Raw genomic sequence first — 15,374 nt, 5'->3', positions numbered from 1 at the left:
GCGAAGTCGCGAACCATTAAATATACGCAGGGAAATCCCCCGAGCGCAATCGCTCGGGGGATTTCCTATTTCCGGTCCGGCCAGGCCTGCCGGTCCTGCCCGGTCAGTTCCGGGGCCGCCCGGACAGGCCCGCACCCTGCGACGTGGGCGGCTGTGCCAGGTGGATCGTGGTGTGCGTGGCCGGCGGGGCGGAGACCGTGCCGCCTGCGCCGTTGCACATGCTCTGGCGCTCCTGCGCGGTCATCGGACGGCTGTAGACGGTGGTCGTCGAGTACTGCATCTCGTCCGGGTCGTACTGGGTGAGCGTCGGATACGCGTACCACAGGTAGTGGCCGTGCCGGCGCTTCGGGTAGTTGATGACCATGCGACCCGTCACGCGCTGCATCGCCGGGGCGAGCGTCGCGTACCCGACCGAGTACTCGGGCACCTCGCCGCCGATCTCGGTGGTCTCCGAGGTCGAGTAGGACCAGGTGTGGTTGTACGTCGTCTGGATGGAGGCGCTGAAGACCTTCGACAGCCCCGCCTCGACGCCGACCGAGACACCGATGCTGTTCTCCTCGGTGCGTCCCGAAGTCGTCTGACGGCCGAGCGTGATCTTGGTCGCACAGGCGTGCACGGTCGGGCCGACCTGACGTGCCGGGCCCGTGAAGATCTCCCGCTTGGCGGGCTCGAAGCGGCACCGGTCCGCCTTGCCGAGACCGTCCACGTTCTGCTGGCAGGAGGTGAGCAGCGCCGACTGGTCGTACCAGTTGTCGTCCGCCGCGTTCGCGGTGCCTATTCCGGCGAACATTCCGCCGAGCATCGCCATTCCCGTGACCGCGACAGCCGCCGAGCGGCGCTTGCGTCCAGTGAAGAGTGTGTTCACTTCCCGACCTTTCCTCTGTGGGGGGTGTGCTTGAAAGTTAAGGCACCCATTCCGGCCGAGAAAAGGTTTTCTTCCGCAAAGTAAACGCAAAGAGTCCTTACCGACGATTAACTTCTTGATTGAATTCCTAACATCCTTTTTCCAGAAGGGAGTTGAGGAAATCAAATGTCAGAAAAACTCGGAAATCTCTTCCAGCAAACGCCTCTTGGGGAGCGCTCCCACGACCGCTTTCATCGGCTCTCCGTTCCGGAACACCATGAAGGTCGGCATCGACAGAACCCGGTACGCGTTCGTCGTGTCCGGATTGGTGTCCACATCGAGCTGGACCACCTTCAGCCGCTCGCCCTCCTCCGCCGCGAGGGCGCTGAGCACCGGCCCCATCTGCCGGCACGGCGGGCACCAGTCGGCGGTGAACTCCACCAGCACCGGCAGATCCGCCCCGAGCACCTCCGCCTCGAAGTCCGCGTCCGTCACCTCGGCCACTCCGGCTGCCTTGATCACCGTGTCTGTCCTCCCATGTCGCACAACGGTTCCTCCGTCTCGTCCAGCGCCGCGAGCCGCACCCCGATCTGCGCCCGCACGGCCCGCAACTCGCCGATCAGCGCGTCGAGTTCGTCCAGCTTGCGCCGGTAGACCGCGAGGGAGGCCGGGCACGAGTCCCCGTCGGGATGCCCGGCCCGCAGGCACTCCACGAACGGCCGGGTCTCCTCCAGGTCGAACCCGAAGTCCTGGAGCGTCCTGATCTGCCGCAGCAGCTTCAGGTCGCTCTCGTCGTAGCTCCGATAGCCGTTGTGGGCGCGCCGCGCGGGCAGCAGACCCCGGGACTCGTAGTACCGGAGCGTCCGGGTCGTCGTCCCGGCCCGCTCGGCCAGCTCACCGATTCGCATGGGTACGAACGTAAGCCTTCACCCCGACGTCAAGGCAACAGCGGTTTCCGCTCCACGGGGGAGGTGAGCACGATCGACGTCGTGGTGCGGCCGAGGGCGGAGACCTTCTCCAGGACCTCCTCCAGGTGGACGGTGTCCCGCACGGCGACCTTGAGGATCCAGCAGTCCTCGCCGACCACGTGATGCACCTCGGTGATCTCGGGCCGTTCGATCAGTTCCAGGGTCCTGGGGTGCTTGAGGGTGTAGCCGCCGTGCGGGTTGACCCGGATGAACGCCTGGATGCCGTAACCGAGCCGGGCCGGGACAACCCGGGCTCCGTAACCGCTGATCACACCCGCCGCCTCCAGCCGGCGCACCCGCTCGGTGACCGCCGCCGGGCTGAGCCGGACCCGGCGGCCCAGTTCGCTGAGCTTGATCCGGCCGTCGCTCTGGAGGAGTTCGAGGATCTGCCGGTCCAGCGCGTCGAAGGCCACCGAGGTTTCGTCGGCGGCGGCGCGCAGATGCCGTGGTTCTTTTGGTGCGGCGGCCTGAACTCCCATGGTTCCCCCTTCATGACCGGGATGTACGCCGGGAGAATTATGGTCATGGAAAAGGGGCGAGAGATACTGGTCATCGGCGGTAACCGCTACTTCGGAAAGCGGCTTGTCGCACGTCTGCTGGCCGCCGGGGACCACGTGACGGTGATGAACCGCGGCTCGTCGCGGCCACCGGACGGGGCGGCACATCTGGTCGCCGACCGCGATGACGAGAACTCCCTGACGCAGGCGCTCGGTTCGCGCACGTTCGACGTGGTGGTCGACCAGGTCTGCTACACCCCGCGCCAGGCGGCCGTGGCCCGCCGGGTCTTCACCGGCCGCACCCGCCGCTACGTCATGACCTCGACGGTCGAGGTGTACGAGTACGAGGACTCCCCCGCGCTCGTCCGGGAGGAGGCGGTGGACCCGGCCACCGTGTCCGTCGGCCTCGAACTCCCCTGGGACGAACCGGAGTTCCTCGACACCCACTACGGCGAGGGCAAGCGGCAGGCCGAGGCGGTCCTCGCGGCCGACCCCGGGTTCCCGTACGTGGCCGTGCGCGTGGCCCATGTCCTGGGCGGCGCCGACGACTTCACCGGACGGCTCGCGCACTACGCCGACCGGATCCGCGCCGGTGCGCCGATCGCCGTGCCGGTGGTGAACCGGCCCGCCACCTACATCCACGTCGAGGAGATCGCCGGCTTCCTGGCCTGGACGGTCGGCGAGGACTTCACCGGCCCGGTCAACGCGGCCTCCCACGGCCTGCTGACCACCGGGGAGATCTGCGACGCCGTGACCGCGCACGTCCCGGACGGCAAGGTGCTCCTGGGCCCCGTCGAGGTCGGCGAGGTCTCCCCCTTCTCCTTCGCCCGCTCCTACGGCATGGACAACTCCCGTGCCACCCGGCTCGGATTCGCCTTCGACGACGTACGGCGATGGCTGCCGCGCGCCGTGGCCGAGACCCTGGGGAAGGGTGACGCCTGATGCGGTACCGCACCCTGGGCGGCCTGCGCGTGAGCGCCGTAGGACTTGGTGCCATGCCGCTGTCCATCGAGGGCCGGCCGGACGAGGCCCGCGCCCTGGCCACCGTGCACGCGGCGCTGGACGAGGGCGTGACCCTCCTGGACACGGCCGACTCCTACCACCTGCCCGGGGCCGACCCCGGGCACAACGAACTGCTGGTCGCCCGCGCCCTCGCTGCCTACGGCGGTGACACCTCCGACGTGCTGGTCGCGACGAAGGGCGGCCGGGGCAGGCCGGCCGACGGCAGCTGGACGGTGACCGGCACCCCACGGCATCTCAAGGCCGCCGCCGAGGCCTCCCGCAAGCGGCTCGGTGTCGACGCGATCGGCCTCTACCAGCTGCACAAGCCCGATCCCGCGGTGCCCTTCGAGGACTCGGTCGGCGCGCTGCGCGACCTGCTCGACGCGGGCACGATCCGGCTCGCCGGGATCTCCAACGCCGACACCGGACAGATCCGGGTGGCCCGGGAGATCCTCGGCGAGCGCCTGGTCTGCGTGCAGAACCAGTACTCCCCCGCCGTCCGCGACAGCGAGGCCGAACTCACCCTCTGCGCCGAACTGGGCCTCGCGTTCCTCCCCTGGAGCCCGCTGGGCGGCATCTCCCGCAGCTCCCTGGACGGACCGTCCCGGACCGAGGAGCGGGACCGCCACGCGGCGTTCCACTCCGTCGCGCGGGAGCGTAGTGCGAGCCCCCAACAGGTCTGCCTCGCCTGGTTGTTGACGAGATCCCCGACCGTCATCCCCATCCCGGGAGCGAGCCGCCCGGAGACGATCCGCTCCTCGGCCGCCGCGACGGAGCTGGAACTGACGGAGGGGGAGGTGGCGCGGTTGGACCTGGAGTTCCGGGGCCTGTCGGCCTAGGCCTGCGGTGGGTCCTGAGGGGGGCAGCTTGCGTGCAGCTGTGCGATCTTCACCAATGCCGAGGCTTGCCGGAGGGGGCCGGGGAGAGCGTGCGCGAGGTGTTCGGCCTCGGCGAGGAGTTGCTGGGCATGGTCCGGGTCGGGTTCGGCCCTCTCCTTCGCGATCGCGATCAGCGCCTCGATGCGGATGTACGGGCCGGTGAGGGTGCGGGCGAGGCGTTCGGCCTGGGCGGTGTCGAGGGGGGCCAGCGCTTCCGCGATCCCCCCGATGACGTACTCGCCGAGATCGTGATCGAGGGCGAGGCGTTCGGCCTCGACCAGCAGTTCGGTGGCCTGGCGTGGATCCTTCCCTGCTGTCACCTTCGCGATCGCCATCAGTGCCTTGAGCCGGTTACGCGGGTCGGGCAGGGTACGGGCGAGGCGTTCGGCCTGGGCGGTGTCCTGCTCGGCCACCGCTGCCACTGCCTCCGCCCCTCCTCGTGTGGCCAGTTCGGGTGACTGGAGGATGGTTTGCGCGAGGTAGACAGCGTCGACGAGGTCGTGCTTGGCCTGGGCCTTGACGATGCTCGTCAAGGCCCAGGTCTGGAGGGAAGGGTCGGTGAGGGTACGGGCGAGGCGTTCGGCCTCGACGGCGTCCAGGGTGGCCAGCGCTTCCACGATCTCCTGGATGACGTACCTACCGAGGTCGTGACCGAGGGCGAGGTGTTCGGCCTCGACCAGCAGTTCGGTGGCCTGGCGTGGATCCTGCCCGGCTGTCATCTTCGCGAGCGCGGTCAAGACCTTGATCGACGTCAGAGGCGATGCGGTGAGCGTGCGGGCTTCGGTGAGCAGGGTGCGGGCCCGGTCCGGGTGCTCGGGGGCGAGCACGTCTGCGATCTGCGCCAGCATCTGGGCACGACCGTCCCCCTGGGGGACGGTACTCGCGAGGCGTTCGGCTTGGTCGGGGTCACGCTCAAGCACCACTTTGATGATCTCTACCAGCGCTGAAGTCATGTATGGCTCGGGGATGGTGCCAGCCAGGTGCTTGGCCTGCGTCGGGTCCAGTCTTGCCAGCACTGCTGCGACCGGCGCCAACGCACCGGCCTGCTCGTACGGGCCGATGAGAGTGCGGACGAGGCGTTCGGCTTTGGCCAGGATCCGCTGTGCCTGCTGCGGGTCCCTGTCGGTGAGCATCCCGGCGACTCCCGCCAACGCTCTGGCCTGTGCTCGGGGGTCGTCGGGAGCGGCTGCCAGGGCGAGGCGTTCGGCCCCCACGGGATGTAGCCCGGCCAGCGCTTCCGTGGTCTGTGTCAGCTCGTATCGCACTTCGGACCGTGTGCGCGGGCGCGGGACGCCAGACAGGAAGGCCGCCCTCAGCGCACCCGCCTCCGTCCCTGCCCGTCGAACGGTCGGTGTCATCGCTTTCCGCCACCGCGACCACCTCCATCGCCTGGGACTGCTGAAGTCGATGAGGGGGGTACCGGTGCTGGTGCTCGTATCGGTCCGGGCGAGATGTCCGGCCTCGGCCAGCAGGCCGCGGGCGGTCTCGGTGAGCAGGTCGCGGGCGTGGTCCGGGTCCCGGTCGGCCAGTATCGTCGCGATCTCCCGCCACAGTCGGCCCTGTTCCCGGGGGGTGATGTCGGTGTCGGTGCGGGCCAGGTGTTCGGCCTCGGTGAGCAGGTTCCGGATGCGGGAGGCCGGGGTGGACTGGTGGTACGGGCCGGTGACGAGGGTGGGGAGGCGGGGCACCGTTGCCCCGGTGACCGGTTGCTGCTCCGTCGGCTGCCGGTGCGGATCGGCGAGCGTGGGCAGGTGGTGGGCGACGGTGGCGGCATCGGGTCGTTCGAGAGGGGCTTTGGCCAGGAGAGTCCGCAGACAGGCGTCGAAGGCCGGGGGGATGCCGGGTCGGACGCTGCGGGCGCTGGGCACCGGTGCGTCGAGATGCATGGCGATGAGAGCGCGTTGATCATCGGCGCGGTAGGGCGGGTGTCCGGTGAGCAGATGGAACAGGGTGGCACCGAGGGCGTACAGGTCCGCCTTGGCGTCGATCGGCTCGTTGCGGAACTGCTCGGGGGCCATGTAACTGAGCGTGCCGACCGCACTGTCGGCCGCGGTCAGCCGGGTGGCGTCGTGGAGCCGAGCGATGCCGAAGTCGTAGATCTTGATCTGCCCGCTGGGCAGGAGCATCACATTGGCCGGCTTGATGTCACGGTGGACGACGCCTGCGGCATGGGCTGCGGCCAGGCCCTCGGCGATCTGGGCCCCGTAGTCCAGCACCCGGTCGATCGCCAGCCCCTGCGGGTCGCGGCCCAGGGCGGTCTCCAGATCGTGCCCGTCCAGCAGTTCCAGCACCAGGAACGGCTTCCCCTGATGGGCACTGACGTCGTAGACCGCGGCGATGGCGGGGTGGTTGAGCCGTGCGGCGGCCTTGCCCTCCCGCTGGAAGCGGGCCAGCGCCTGTTCGTCGGCGAACAGGCCGGGCCGCAGCAGTTTGATCGCCACCGGCCGGTCGAGACGCAGATCGTGACCGCGCCAGACCTGGCCCATTCCGCCACTGCCCAGCTGTTTCTCCAGCCGGTAGCGGCCCGTCAACTCCGCACCCGGTTCCATCAGTTGGGTCATGGCCTCATACCTTGCGGGTGCGGCGGCCGGCGGCGCACGGTCCTGGTCCGGTCTTGTCGAGGTGTCTCTCCTGTCGCACACCCGCCCCTTGTCGTCGACGCCGTCGGGCCTTCGCCCGGTCGGTTCAACGAGGTGCCCGGCGCCGGGAAACGGCAGGTGTGAACCCCTGCGACTCACCCCGTCAGACAGGCGAGGGGCCCTGGAAGCGCGGGGGCATGCCGGGGAACGGGCCGGGGCCCGGATAGGCGCGGGCGACCCCGCCGGTGCCGCCGAGTTCCTCCTCCGGCATCCAGTCCTCGTCCTGGACGTCGGTGCCGCCCTGGACGCCGAGGAGGCGGCGGGTCAGGCGGTCGTGGTCGGAGAGGAGTTCGTCGAGGGCGGCGCGGACGTCCTCCGGGACGGTGCGCGGCGACTCGCGTTCGGCCGCGATGAGGACGGAGCGCCGTACCAGCTCCTTGGTGAAGGAGGCGGTCGTGCCCTCCGTACGGGCCACGACCTCGTCGACGACCTGCTTGCCGAGGTCGAGCCCCGCGCCGTACAGGTCGAGGAGGCGGGCGCGGCCACGGGCGTCCGGCAGGGGGATCTCGACGGCGAGGTCGACGCGGCCGGGGCGCTGGACGAGGGCCGGTTCGAGGAGGTCGGCGCGGTTGGTGGTGAGGAGGAAGGCCACGTCGGCGTCGTCGCCGAGACCGTCCATCTCGTTCAGCACCTGGAAGAGCAGGGGCTGTTCGCCGCCGCCGTAGTCGCGGGCCTCGGCGATCAGGTCGCAGTCCTCCAGGACGACGAGCGCCGGCTGGAGCATCCGGGCGAGAGCGCAGGCCGGGCCGATGGCGCCGATGCCGGTGCCCGAGAGGATCACGACCGTGAACTGCGGGAGGTGGGAGAGGAGATAGCGGATCGTGTGGGTCTTGCCGGTGCCGGGAGGGCCGTAGAGGAGGAGTCCGCGGCGCAGGTGCTGGCCGGCGGCGCGCAGTTGCTCGCGGCGGCGGGCGACGCCGACGACCTGGCGTTCGACGCGTTCGAGGAGGCCTTCGGGGAGCACGATGCCGTCGCGGGCGAGACCGGGCCGCCGGTGGAAGCGGAACGGGCCGAGGCCGTGGCCGAACTCCGAGCCCTCGAAGGACAGGACCTGCCCGCGGAAGACGTTGCGCTCGTGCACGAGGGCGTCGATGCCGGCGAGCACCCGGTCCGAGAACTCCTTCTCCCGGGCGATGACCTCGATCTCCACCTTGTTGCGCCCGTACTCGTCCGCGGGCCCGCGCAGCAGCACCGCGAACCGTTCGCCGTCCTCCTCGCCGAGGTAGAACCCGCAGGAGACGCAGGCGAGTTCCTCGTCGGGGCCGATCGGCAGATGCGCGTACTCGACGGCGCCGACGGTGAACCGGTCGTGCCGGTCGGCGGATTCGATGATGTCACCGAGGCTCAGGTCACCGCGGTGCCGGGAGCCGCGCAGGCCGATCAGGTCGTGGGTACGTCCGTCGGCGGCGAACCAGTGCTCCAGGGCGAGATGGACGTTGGGCAGGTCGTACGGCGGGTAGGCGGCCTTGACCACGGGCCACGCGGAGGGGTCGGAGCCGAGGTGGGCGCGCAGCCGGTCGCTGAGGTTGCGGTCGGCGGTCCCGTCCTTGCCCTGCGGGCGGGCCACCGCCCTGAGGAACTGCCCGAAGAGCTCGTTGACCTCCTCCAACGGCAGGGGTGACGCCTCCCGTTCGGCCCCGTACCTGGCCTCGAACTCCGTCGAACTGACGATCTCGACCCCGTCCGAGTCCCCCATGCCCGCCTCCGTACGTCCGGCCGCGCCTACGCGGGTCCCAGCGTGGTCCGAACACGGCGGCGGGTCAAAGGATTTGGACAAGTGGTCGCGAACAGTCCGGAAGGGGCGAGAGGTGTCACCGGGGAGTCGCGACCCCCGTCCACGGCTCCCCGGCGCGCTCGCACCACTCCCGGGCCGCCTCCGGACGTCCGGTCAGCAGCAGGAGCAAGGCCGCGATCGGCCCGCCGATCTCCTCGCCCTCCCCACGCGTCCACTCGATGTCGGTGGCGACGAGCCGGGCCTTGGGCAGCGGCCAGGGGCGGGGCGGGAGGCGCATGGTCCACACCCGGTCGGCGGCATCTCGGGCGGCCGCCGGGGGCATCTCCCGGGTCCGGCCGAGCGCGAGGGCGACGTCCTGGCCGTGGACGAGGATGTCGATGAGGGGTTCGCGGGGTGAGGTGGTGGGCGCGAGGCGCCGGGAGCCGATGGTCGAGCGGAGGTTGGCGGTGATCTCGGCGACGGGCTGCCCGGCCTCGCGGACGGCGGAGTCGTGGATCATCCGGTTCCAGTTCCCGCGGGCGCGGGCCATCTCCCGGACGACCTGGCCGTAGGTGCAGCGTGCCGCGATCGTCAGATGCGCGGCCACGTCCCGCACGCGCCAGTCGCCGCAGCGTGTGGGGGTCTCCCATTCCTCGGGACTCAGGCTCTCCAGGAGGTCGGCCAGGCTCGTCCGCTCGTCGTCCACGACCTGCCAGAGCTGGTCGGTCTCCAGTGTCACGCCCATGGGAATCACCCACTCAAGTGGTAAGCTTCTCTGACCAAAGTAGTCAGAGACTCTGACCAATGTCAAGCAGTGGCCGAGCACCGGTCGGGCAGGGGTTGGCCGGGGTCGGGCAGCGTTCAGGAGGCGTCGGCGTGGTGGCGGAGAGCGAGCTCAACACGGGTGTGCTGCTGTTTCTCCCGTACCGGGCTCTGGAGAACCGTATCTTCGCCGTGCTCGCCGAGGCCGGTTTCGACGACTTCACGCCCGCCCAGGCCCGGGTCATGCAGCGCATCGGCCCCCACGGAACCCGTCTGACCGAGCTGGCCGAACAGGCCCAGATCACCAAGCAGACGGCCGGCTTCCTGGTCGACCAGCTGGAGAAGGCGGGCTATGTCACCCGCGTCCCGGACCCCACCGACAAGCGCGCCCGCCTGGTGTGCGGAGCGGCGAAGGCCCGGGCGGCGAAGGAGGTCGCCGACGCGGTGGTCGCCGAGGTGGAGAAGGAGTGGGAGGAACACCTCGGCAAGCGCCGGATGAAGCAGCTGCGGGAGGCGCTGACGCTGCTGCGGGACATCACGGACCCGTGGGCCTAGGAGCCGTCCGACGGCTCCCGGCTCCCCGTCTCCCGCCCCACGGTCCCCGCCCGGTGACTCCCGTCTCCCGACCGGTGGCCCTCCACGCAGAACCGGTTGCCTTCCGGATCGGCGAGCACCACGTAGGGAAGCCCTCCGCGCGGCGGCGGGTCCGGGTAGTGCGGCCAGTCGACCCGCCGGGCTCCGAGCGCCATGAGGCGCTCCACCTCCTCGTCGAGGTCGCGGTCACCGGCGTCCAGGTCGAAGTGGACACGCGGGAACTCCTGCACGGGACTCTCGCTGACGTCCATGGCGATCGCGGCCCCGGGCTCCCCCGCCCGGGGCTCCAGGACGATCCAGTCGTCCCCCTCGAACCGCGGAGGCCGCCGCACGTATCCCAACGCCTGCCGCCAGAACTCCCCCGCCCGCCTGTCGTCCCGCACACCGAGCGAGATCCGTTTGAGGGTCGTCATGGGTCAGAGCCTAGGGGCTGCTGACGGATCTCCGCGGAGAAAGGAGCGGCGTCATGGCCCCCCGGCGAGGTTGTTCGAGCGTGGCAGGGAGCCGCATGGGCGATTCGGCAACGCGGTCGAGCGGTCCTCCCACGCCATTCGGACAGCGAGGGAAGCGCGTTCCCAAGCGTCGCGACGCCGTGGAGACCCGTCAGAAGACCCTATGCGCGGGCACCGACAGCCGCCGTCTCCTCCACCTCCAGCGGTGAGGCGCTGTGGCGTTCCTGTTCGAAGGCGTGGTGGCCGCCGCGCAGGCCGAACAGGCGCTTGGCCAGGAGGATGCAGAGGACGGCGAGGACGTCCAGATACTCGTCGAAGAGCCGGTGCACCGCGTCCTTGCTGTTGCTGAACCTCCACACCGCGAGCGCCACCAGCGCGATGAATACCCCGCGCACCGCCCGCTCGACGGCCAGGAAGCGGAGGACGAACACATCGCGCAGGCCCTTGCCGCGGGGCACGAGAGGCGCCCGGTCCGCCGGTCCCTCGCCGTGCGGGTCGCCCAGCGCGAAGTCCCCGCACCGCAGACAGCGCCAGGCCGTACCGAGGGCGGTGTCGGCGTACAACCGCTCGCGCAGCCGGGGTTCGTCGGGTGCGTACGTCACGTGCCCGCGCCGGGCACACGTCCGCCGGTCCCAGTCGATCGTCATCCCCCGTACGCCTCCCAAAAGCTGAGCCTGCCGTGCCGGACGGTCCGGCACGGCAGGCTGGTGAGGCCCGGTAAGAGCCCGGTGAGTCAGCGGCTGCCCACCAGTTCCTTGTCCGTCTCCTGCGCCGACTCTCCGGCCCGCTCGGCACCCTTGCGGTTCGGCAGCAGTACCGCGACCAGCAGCGTGCCGACGCCGAGGACGATCGCGCCGACCAGGCTGGTGTGGGCCACCGCGTCGGAGAAGGAGGAGCCGACGGCGTCGGCCATCTGCCGTGCCCCGGTGGCGAGTTGCTCGGCCTGGGCCTTCAACTGGGCGGCCTGCTGGGGGTCGCCGGCCCGGGCGGCCTGCGCGGCGGCCTGCCGGGCCTGCTCGCCGATGCCCTGCGCGACGGTGTATCCGGCGCCGACGGAGTCCTGGGCCGCGTCCAGACCGGCGGCGGGGAGCTTGCTGCCGGCGGTCGCGTCCGTGAGGTGGTCGGAGTACGACGTGGCCAGCAGCGAGCCGAGGATCGCGATGCCGAGCGAGCCGCCGAGTTCGATCGAGGTGTCGTTCACCGCGCCGCCGACGCCCAGTTCGGACTCGGGGAACGCGCCCATGATCGCGTCCGTGGCGGGCGAGAGGGCGAGGCCGATCGCGAGGCCCAGGACGACGAGGGGGGTGACGAAATCGCCGTACGACGAACTCGCGTCGACCTGGGTGAGCAGGGCGAGGGCCGCCGTGCCGCCGACCATGCCCGCGGTGACCGTCCACTTCATGCCGACCCGCGGGGTGAGCACGCCGGTCAGGGCGGAGCCGGCGAAGACCGCGCCGGCCAGGGGCAGCATGCGCAGGCCGGTCTCCAGGGCGCTGTAGCCGAGGACGAACTGGAGGTGCTGGGTGAGGTAGTAGAAGGCGCCGAAGACGGCCAGGAAGAACAGGGCGACGGCGAGGTTGGAGCCCGCGAACCCGCGGTCGGTGAAGCGGCGGACGTCCAGGACGGGGCGCGGGTGGCGCAGTTCCCAGACGACGAAGGCGACGAGTCCGGCGCCCGCGACGACCGCGGCGGTGATCGCCCTGGCGTGCCAGCCGAAGTGCGGGCCTTCGATGATCATGTAGATCAGCGCGCCGATCCACACCACCGACAGCAGTCCGCCGACGTGGTCGATACGGCCGTGCCGGGCGGCCTTGGACGGGGGTACGAGGACCAGGGCGCCGACCAGGGCGAGGGCGGCGACGGGGACGTTGATCAGGAACGTCGACGTCCAGCCGTGGTTCTCCAGGAGCGCGCCCGCGACCAGGGGACCGGCCGCGATCGCCACCCCGGAGGTGGCGGTCCACACGGTGATCGCCTTGGCGCGTTCGGCGCGCGGGAAGGTCGCGGCGAGCAGGGAGAGCGTCGCCGGCATGATCATCGCGGCGCCGACGCCCATCACGGCACGGGCGGCGATGACGGTGGTGGAGCTGTCGGCGAGGTAGCCGAAGACGGATCCCGCGCCGAACACGGTGAGCCCCAGCAGAAGCGCTCCGCGGCGGCTGTACTTGTCGCCTATCGCGCCGAGCAGCAGCATCAGCGCCGCGTACGGGACGGTGTAGCCGTCGATGACCCACTGGAGGTCGGCGCTGGACAGGCCGAGGTCCTGGGTCATGGCCGGGGCCGCGACCGTGAGGGCGGTGTTCGCCATCACGATGATCAGCAGGCTCAGGCACAGGACCAGCAGCGCCCACCAGCGCCGGGCGTAGGGGCGGTCCATCCTCTCGACCGGTTCGTTCATGACGAGTCGCATGGCAGGGGTCGCCTTCCTCAACTTCGCAACGGACGCCACCGTGACCGGCCTCCCGGCTGATTTGCACAGTGGCGTGCAACTGCACAACCATGTGCAATGTACGCCGTTGCACAACTCTGTGCAAGTCGATGAAGGGCAGGCAGAATGGCAGCCATGACCACCGGGACCCCCAGCCGCGCCGACGCCAACCGCCGCCGCATCCTCGACGTCGCCCTCGCCGAGCTCCTGCGCGACCCCGACGCGTCCATGGACCAGATCGCGCGGGCCGCGGGCGTCGTACGACGGACGGTCTACGGCCACTTCCCCAGCCGTGAGGCGCTGATCGGCACGCTCGTCGACGGCGCCGTGGAGGCGGTGGCGGCCGCGCACGCGGCGGGGCGGGAAGGCGCCGCGGATCCGGCGCAGGCGGTGGCGGGCTCGGTCCTCGCGGTCTGGGAGATCGCCGACCGCTATCGCATCCTGGTGGCGCTCGCCCAGCGCAGCGTCACCATGCAGGGCATCCGCGACCGGCTCGCCCCTGTCCGCGCGACCTGCACCGAACTCCTCCAACGCGGCCTGGACGACGGCGTCTTCGTCTCCGCCCTGCCCGCGCCCGCGCTGGCCTACGTCCACGAGCAGATGCTGTTCGGCGTCATGGAAGCGGTCAACGACGGCCTCCTCGCCCCCGAAGAGGCAGGCCGCTCCGCCGCGGTCACCGTCCTGACCGCGGCCGGCGTACCCGCCTCCCGCGCCACCGAGCTGGTGGCGGAACTGGACGACTGAGCGGGGGGCCGCCCGACTCAGCGTCGCGCCCGGCCTGCCTCCGCCAGAAGCCCCAGCAGGGTCCTGCGCGCCTCCTCGGGGCCGAAGCGGTCCCGCAGCCGTGGCACCGCCCGCCGGACCAGCGAACCGTGCAGGGCGTCGTCCCGCAGCACCCGGACGAGATGGGCGGCGAGATCCTCCGCGGTGTCGGCCATCAGGACATGGCAGTCGTGTTCCAGCCCCATGCCCTCGAAGGCGAGGGTCGTGCCGACGACGGGGACCTGGTGTTCCAGAGCCTCACCGACCTTGCCCTTGACCCCGGCGCCGAACCGGAGCGGGGCCACGGCCACGCGCGCCCGCGCGTAGACGGGCCCGAGGTCCGGCACCCAGCCGGGCACGACGACCCCCTCTCCCGCCAGCGAGGTGACCTCCTCCGGGGCGGAACTGCCCACCAGGTCCAGGACGGCTTCGGGGACCTCGCGCCGGACCAGCGGCATGATCTCGCGGGCGAGCCATCGGGCGGCGTCGGCGTTCGGCGCGTGCTGGTAGTGGCCGACGAACAGCACACGCGCGCCCTCGGCGGGCGCCGCACCGGCCACGACCGGTGCGTGGATGTTGGACAGGACACGGACGTCCGCGCCCGGCACCAGGGACTCCAGGTGCGCGCGCTCCTCGGCCGAGACGACGAGCGTCACCTCGCTCTCCCGGACCAGCAGCAGCTCCAGCGCCCGCACGGTCTCGGCCTGCGCCCGCAGCCGGAACCGGTCGGTGCGCCCGTCCCGCTCCGCCAGCGCGGCCTGCCCGCCGAGCCGCCGGAAATGCAGGTCGACCGTGTCGTAGACGACCGTGCAGTGCGCGGCGAGGTCCCGGATCTCGCCCAGCAGCCGCAGCGCGGGCTGCGGGCGGCACAGCAGGGCGAGCCCGATCCGGTGCCCCTGGTCCCGCAGGAACCGCACCTGCTGCTCCTGGTCGACGAGGACCGCCACGCCCTGCCGCCGGAGCCGGTCGGCGTACCGGGGCTCCGCCCGCCCGTCGGACGGGAAGAAGAGGACCTGCCGGTCCAGCGCCGTCAACTGCTCGATCATCCTGGTCAGGCGCAGCGAGCCGGAGTCCCTGTCGGGAGTGGGCAATTGGTGGTCGACGACCAGGACGACGTCGGCCGGGGCCGCGGCCGGTCCGGCGCCGGGCGAGCCGGGCACGCTCAGCCCGCCAGCAGCACGACGAGCAGGCCCGTGTCCAGGCCCTTGAACACCTCGCGCCACGGCCGGTCCGCCCCCTCCCCGCGCTCGTACTCCTCGACCAGCCGCTTCGCCCGCTCGTCCACGCTCTTGGCGTCCTCGGCGCTCAGCACGGCCGGGAGCGCGCCGATCGCCCGCAGGATCATGACCAGGAGCACCGTCGTCTCGTCCGGCCGCTGTCCGTCGACGACCGCCGCCCGGATCCGGCCCACGACCTCGGCCTCGTGCGTGCCGTCCGCGGCCGGCCAGGAGTTCGTGCGGACCAGGCCCAGGAACCGGCCCTTCTCGTGCCGCAGCAGGCCACGCTCCACCAGCGCGTCCAGAAGTGGCCGCCAGGAGTCGTGCCCGATGGTCTCGGCCGCCCAGCCCAGCTTCATCTCCTTCGCGGCGACCGCGTCGAGGGCCTGGTCCAGTACCGGGTCGCCGGTCGGGGGACCGTCCACGACGACGGGGCGGGCGTCCCGGGGGCGTCCCTCGGGCGTCTCGACACGGAGCCGGCCGGCGCGCGCCAGGTCGAGCAGGATCGCGCTGCCCACGGCGCGGTGCCTGCGGCCGACGTCCACCGTGCTGCGGCCCGTGTCGTCGTCGAGCAGGAGGAGGGCGAGGTCTTGGGCCAGGACGGACATGGTGGAGCC

General features: G+C 71.2%; 16 protein-coding genes. 4 read left to right on the top strand and 12 right to left on the bottom strand.

Features of this window, described 5'->3' with window-relative positions:
- Positions 1-103: 103 nt before the first annotated feature.
- The 4 genes from SLINC_RS31175 to SLINC_RS31160 all read right to left on the bottom strand — a co-directional run bounded on the left by SLINC_RS31175 (position 104) and on the right by SLINC_RS31160 (position 2,291).
- Positions 104-865, bottom strand: coding sequence for a hypothetical protein (locus tag SLINC_RS31175; RefSeq protein WP_067439949.1), 762 nt, complete (start codon positions 863-865; stop codon positions 104-106).
- A gap of 168 nt (positions 866-1,033) precedes the next feature.
- A complete protein-coding gene (locus SLINC_RS31170; protein WP_269466262.1) occupies positions 1,034-1,366 on the bottom strand; it encodes a thioredoxin family protein in 333 nt (110 codons plus the stop codon).
- Entirely contained in the window at positions 1,363-1,752 is a 390-nt protein-coding gene (locus SLINC_RS31165; protein WP_067439946.1) for a MerR family transcriptional regulator, read from the bottom strand. The genes SLINC_RS31170 and SLINC_RS31165 overlap by 4 nt, the downstream gene beginning before the upstream one ends.
- Before the next feature lie 29 nt (positions 1,753-1,781).
- The gene (locus SLINC_RS31160) at positions 1,782-2,291 is read right to left on the bottom strand and encodes an Lrp/AsnC family transcriptional regulator (protein ID WP_211292765.1); all 510 of its coding nucleotides are present in this window, start codon (positions 2,289-2,291) and stop codon (positions 1,782-1,784) included.
- Positions 2,292-2,336: 45 nt separating this feature from the next.
- On the opposite strand from SLINC_RS31160, the gene SLINC_RS31155 reads away from it, so the two are divergent.
- A complete protein-coding gene (locus SLINC_RS31155; protein WP_079165191.1) occupies positions 2,337-3,251 on the top strand; it encodes an NAD-dependent epimerase/dehydratase family protein in 915 nt (304 codons plus the stop codon).
- Positions 3,251-4,150 carry an aldo/keto reductase gene (locus SLINC_RS31150; protein WP_067439937.1) on the top strand — a complete coding sequence of 300 codons (900 nt, stop codon included), beginning with the start codon at positions 3,251-3,253 and terminating at the stop codon, positions 4,148-4,150. The genes SLINC_RS31155 and SLINC_RS31150 overlap by 1 nt, the downstream gene beginning before the upstream one ends.
- Here the strand turns inward: SLINC_RS31150 and SLINC_RS31145 are convergent.
- From SLINC_RS31145 to SLINC_RS31135, 3 genes are all read right to left on the bottom strand, one after another.
- Entirely contained in the window at positions 4,147-6,750 is a 2,604-nt protein-coding gene (locus SLINC_RS31145) for a serine/threonine-protein kinase (RefSeq protein WP_067439934.1), read from the bottom strand. The two genes, SLINC_RS31150 and SLINC_RS31145, sit on opposite strands and share 4 nt — an antisense overlap.
- A 181-nt stretch (positions 6,751-6,931) precedes the next feature.
- On the bottom strand, positions 6,932-8,524 hold the full coding sequence (locus SLINC_RS31140; RefSeq protein WP_079164818.1) for an AAA family ATPase: 1,593 nt from the start codon (positions 8,522-8,524) through the stop codon (positions 6,932-6,934).
- A gap of 115 nt (positions 8,525-8,639) precedes the next feature.
- Complete coding sequence (locus SLINC_RS31135) at positions 8,640-9,287, bottom strand: maleylpyruvate isomerase family mycothiol-dependent enzyme (RefSeq protein WP_067439931.1); 648 nt, start codon at positions 9,285-9,287, stop codon at positions 8,640-8,642.
- Between the two features lie 131 nt (positions 9,288-9,418).
- On the opposite strand from SLINC_RS31135, the gene SLINC_RS31130 reads away from it, so the two are divergent.
- Positions 9,419-9,859, top strand: a complete 441-nt coding sequence (locus SLINC_RS31130; protein WP_067439928.1) for a MarR family winged helix-turn-helix transcriptional regulator — start codon at positions 9,419-9,421, stop codon at positions 9,857-9,859.
- On the opposite strand, the gene SLINC_RS31125 is transcribed toward SLINC_RS31130, so the two are convergent.
- The 3 genes from SLINC_RS31125 to SLINC_RS31115 form a co-directional block, all read right to left on the bottom strand.
- Positions 9,856-10,311, bottom strand: coding sequence for a VOC family protein (locus tag SLINC_RS31125; RefSeq protein WP_159425376.1), 456 nt, complete (start codon positions 10,309-10,311; stop codon positions 9,856-9,858). The genes SLINC_RS31130 and SLINC_RS31125 overlap by 4 nt on opposite strands.
- Positions 10,312-10,511: 200 nt before the next feature.
- On the bottom strand, positions 10,512-10,997 hold the full coding sequence (locus SLINC_RS31120; protein WP_067439925.1) for a hypothetical protein: 486 nt from the start codon (positions 10,995-10,997) through the stop codon (positions 10,512-10,514).
- A gap of 86 nt (positions 10,998-11,083) precedes the next feature.
- Positions 11,084-12,760, bottom strand: a complete 1,677-nt coding sequence (locus SLINC_RS31115; RefSeq protein ID WP_067439922.1) for an MFS transporter — start codon at positions 12,758-12,760, stop codon at positions 11,084-11,086.
- A gap of 144 nt (positions 12,761-12,904) precedes the next feature.
- Here SLINC_RS31115 and SLINC_RS31110 point away from each other — a divergent pair, with 144 nt between their 5' ends.
- Positions 12,905-13,522 carry a TetR/AcrR family transcriptional regulator gene (locus SLINC_RS31110; RefSeq protein WP_079164817.1) on the top strand — a complete coding sequence of 206 codons (618 nt, stop codon included), beginning with the start codon at positions 12,905-12,907 and terminating at the stop codon, positions 13,520-13,522.
- Between the two features lie 17 nt (positions 13,523-13,539).
- Here the strand turns inward: SLINC_RS31110 and SLINC_RS31105 are convergent, their stop codons facing one another.
- Positions 13,540-14,700: a glycosyltransferase gene (locus tag SLINC_RS31105; protein ID WP_067439916.1), complete on the bottom strand. Its 1,161-nt coding sequence runs from the start codon at positions 14,698-14,700 to the stop codon at positions 13,540-13,542.
- 2 nt (positions 14,701-14,702) lie between these two features.
- Positions 14,703-15,365 carry a GOLPH3/VPS74 family protein gene (locus tag SLINC_RS31100; protein ID WP_067439913.1) on the bottom strand — a complete coding sequence of 221 codons (663 nt, stop codon included), beginning with the start codon at positions 15,363-15,365 and terminating at the stop codon, positions 14,703-14,705.
- Between the last annotated feature and the right edge of the window lie 9 nt (positions 15,366-15,374).

Origin of the sequence: Streptomyces lincolnensis, assembly GCF_001685355.1 — a bacterium.
GTDB classification, from domain to species: domain Bacteria; phylum Actinomycetota; class Actinomycetes; order Streptomycetales; family Streptomycetaceae; genus Streptomyces; species Streptomyces lincolnensis.
This window is presented reverse-complemented; position numbering and strand designations above follow the sequence as displayed.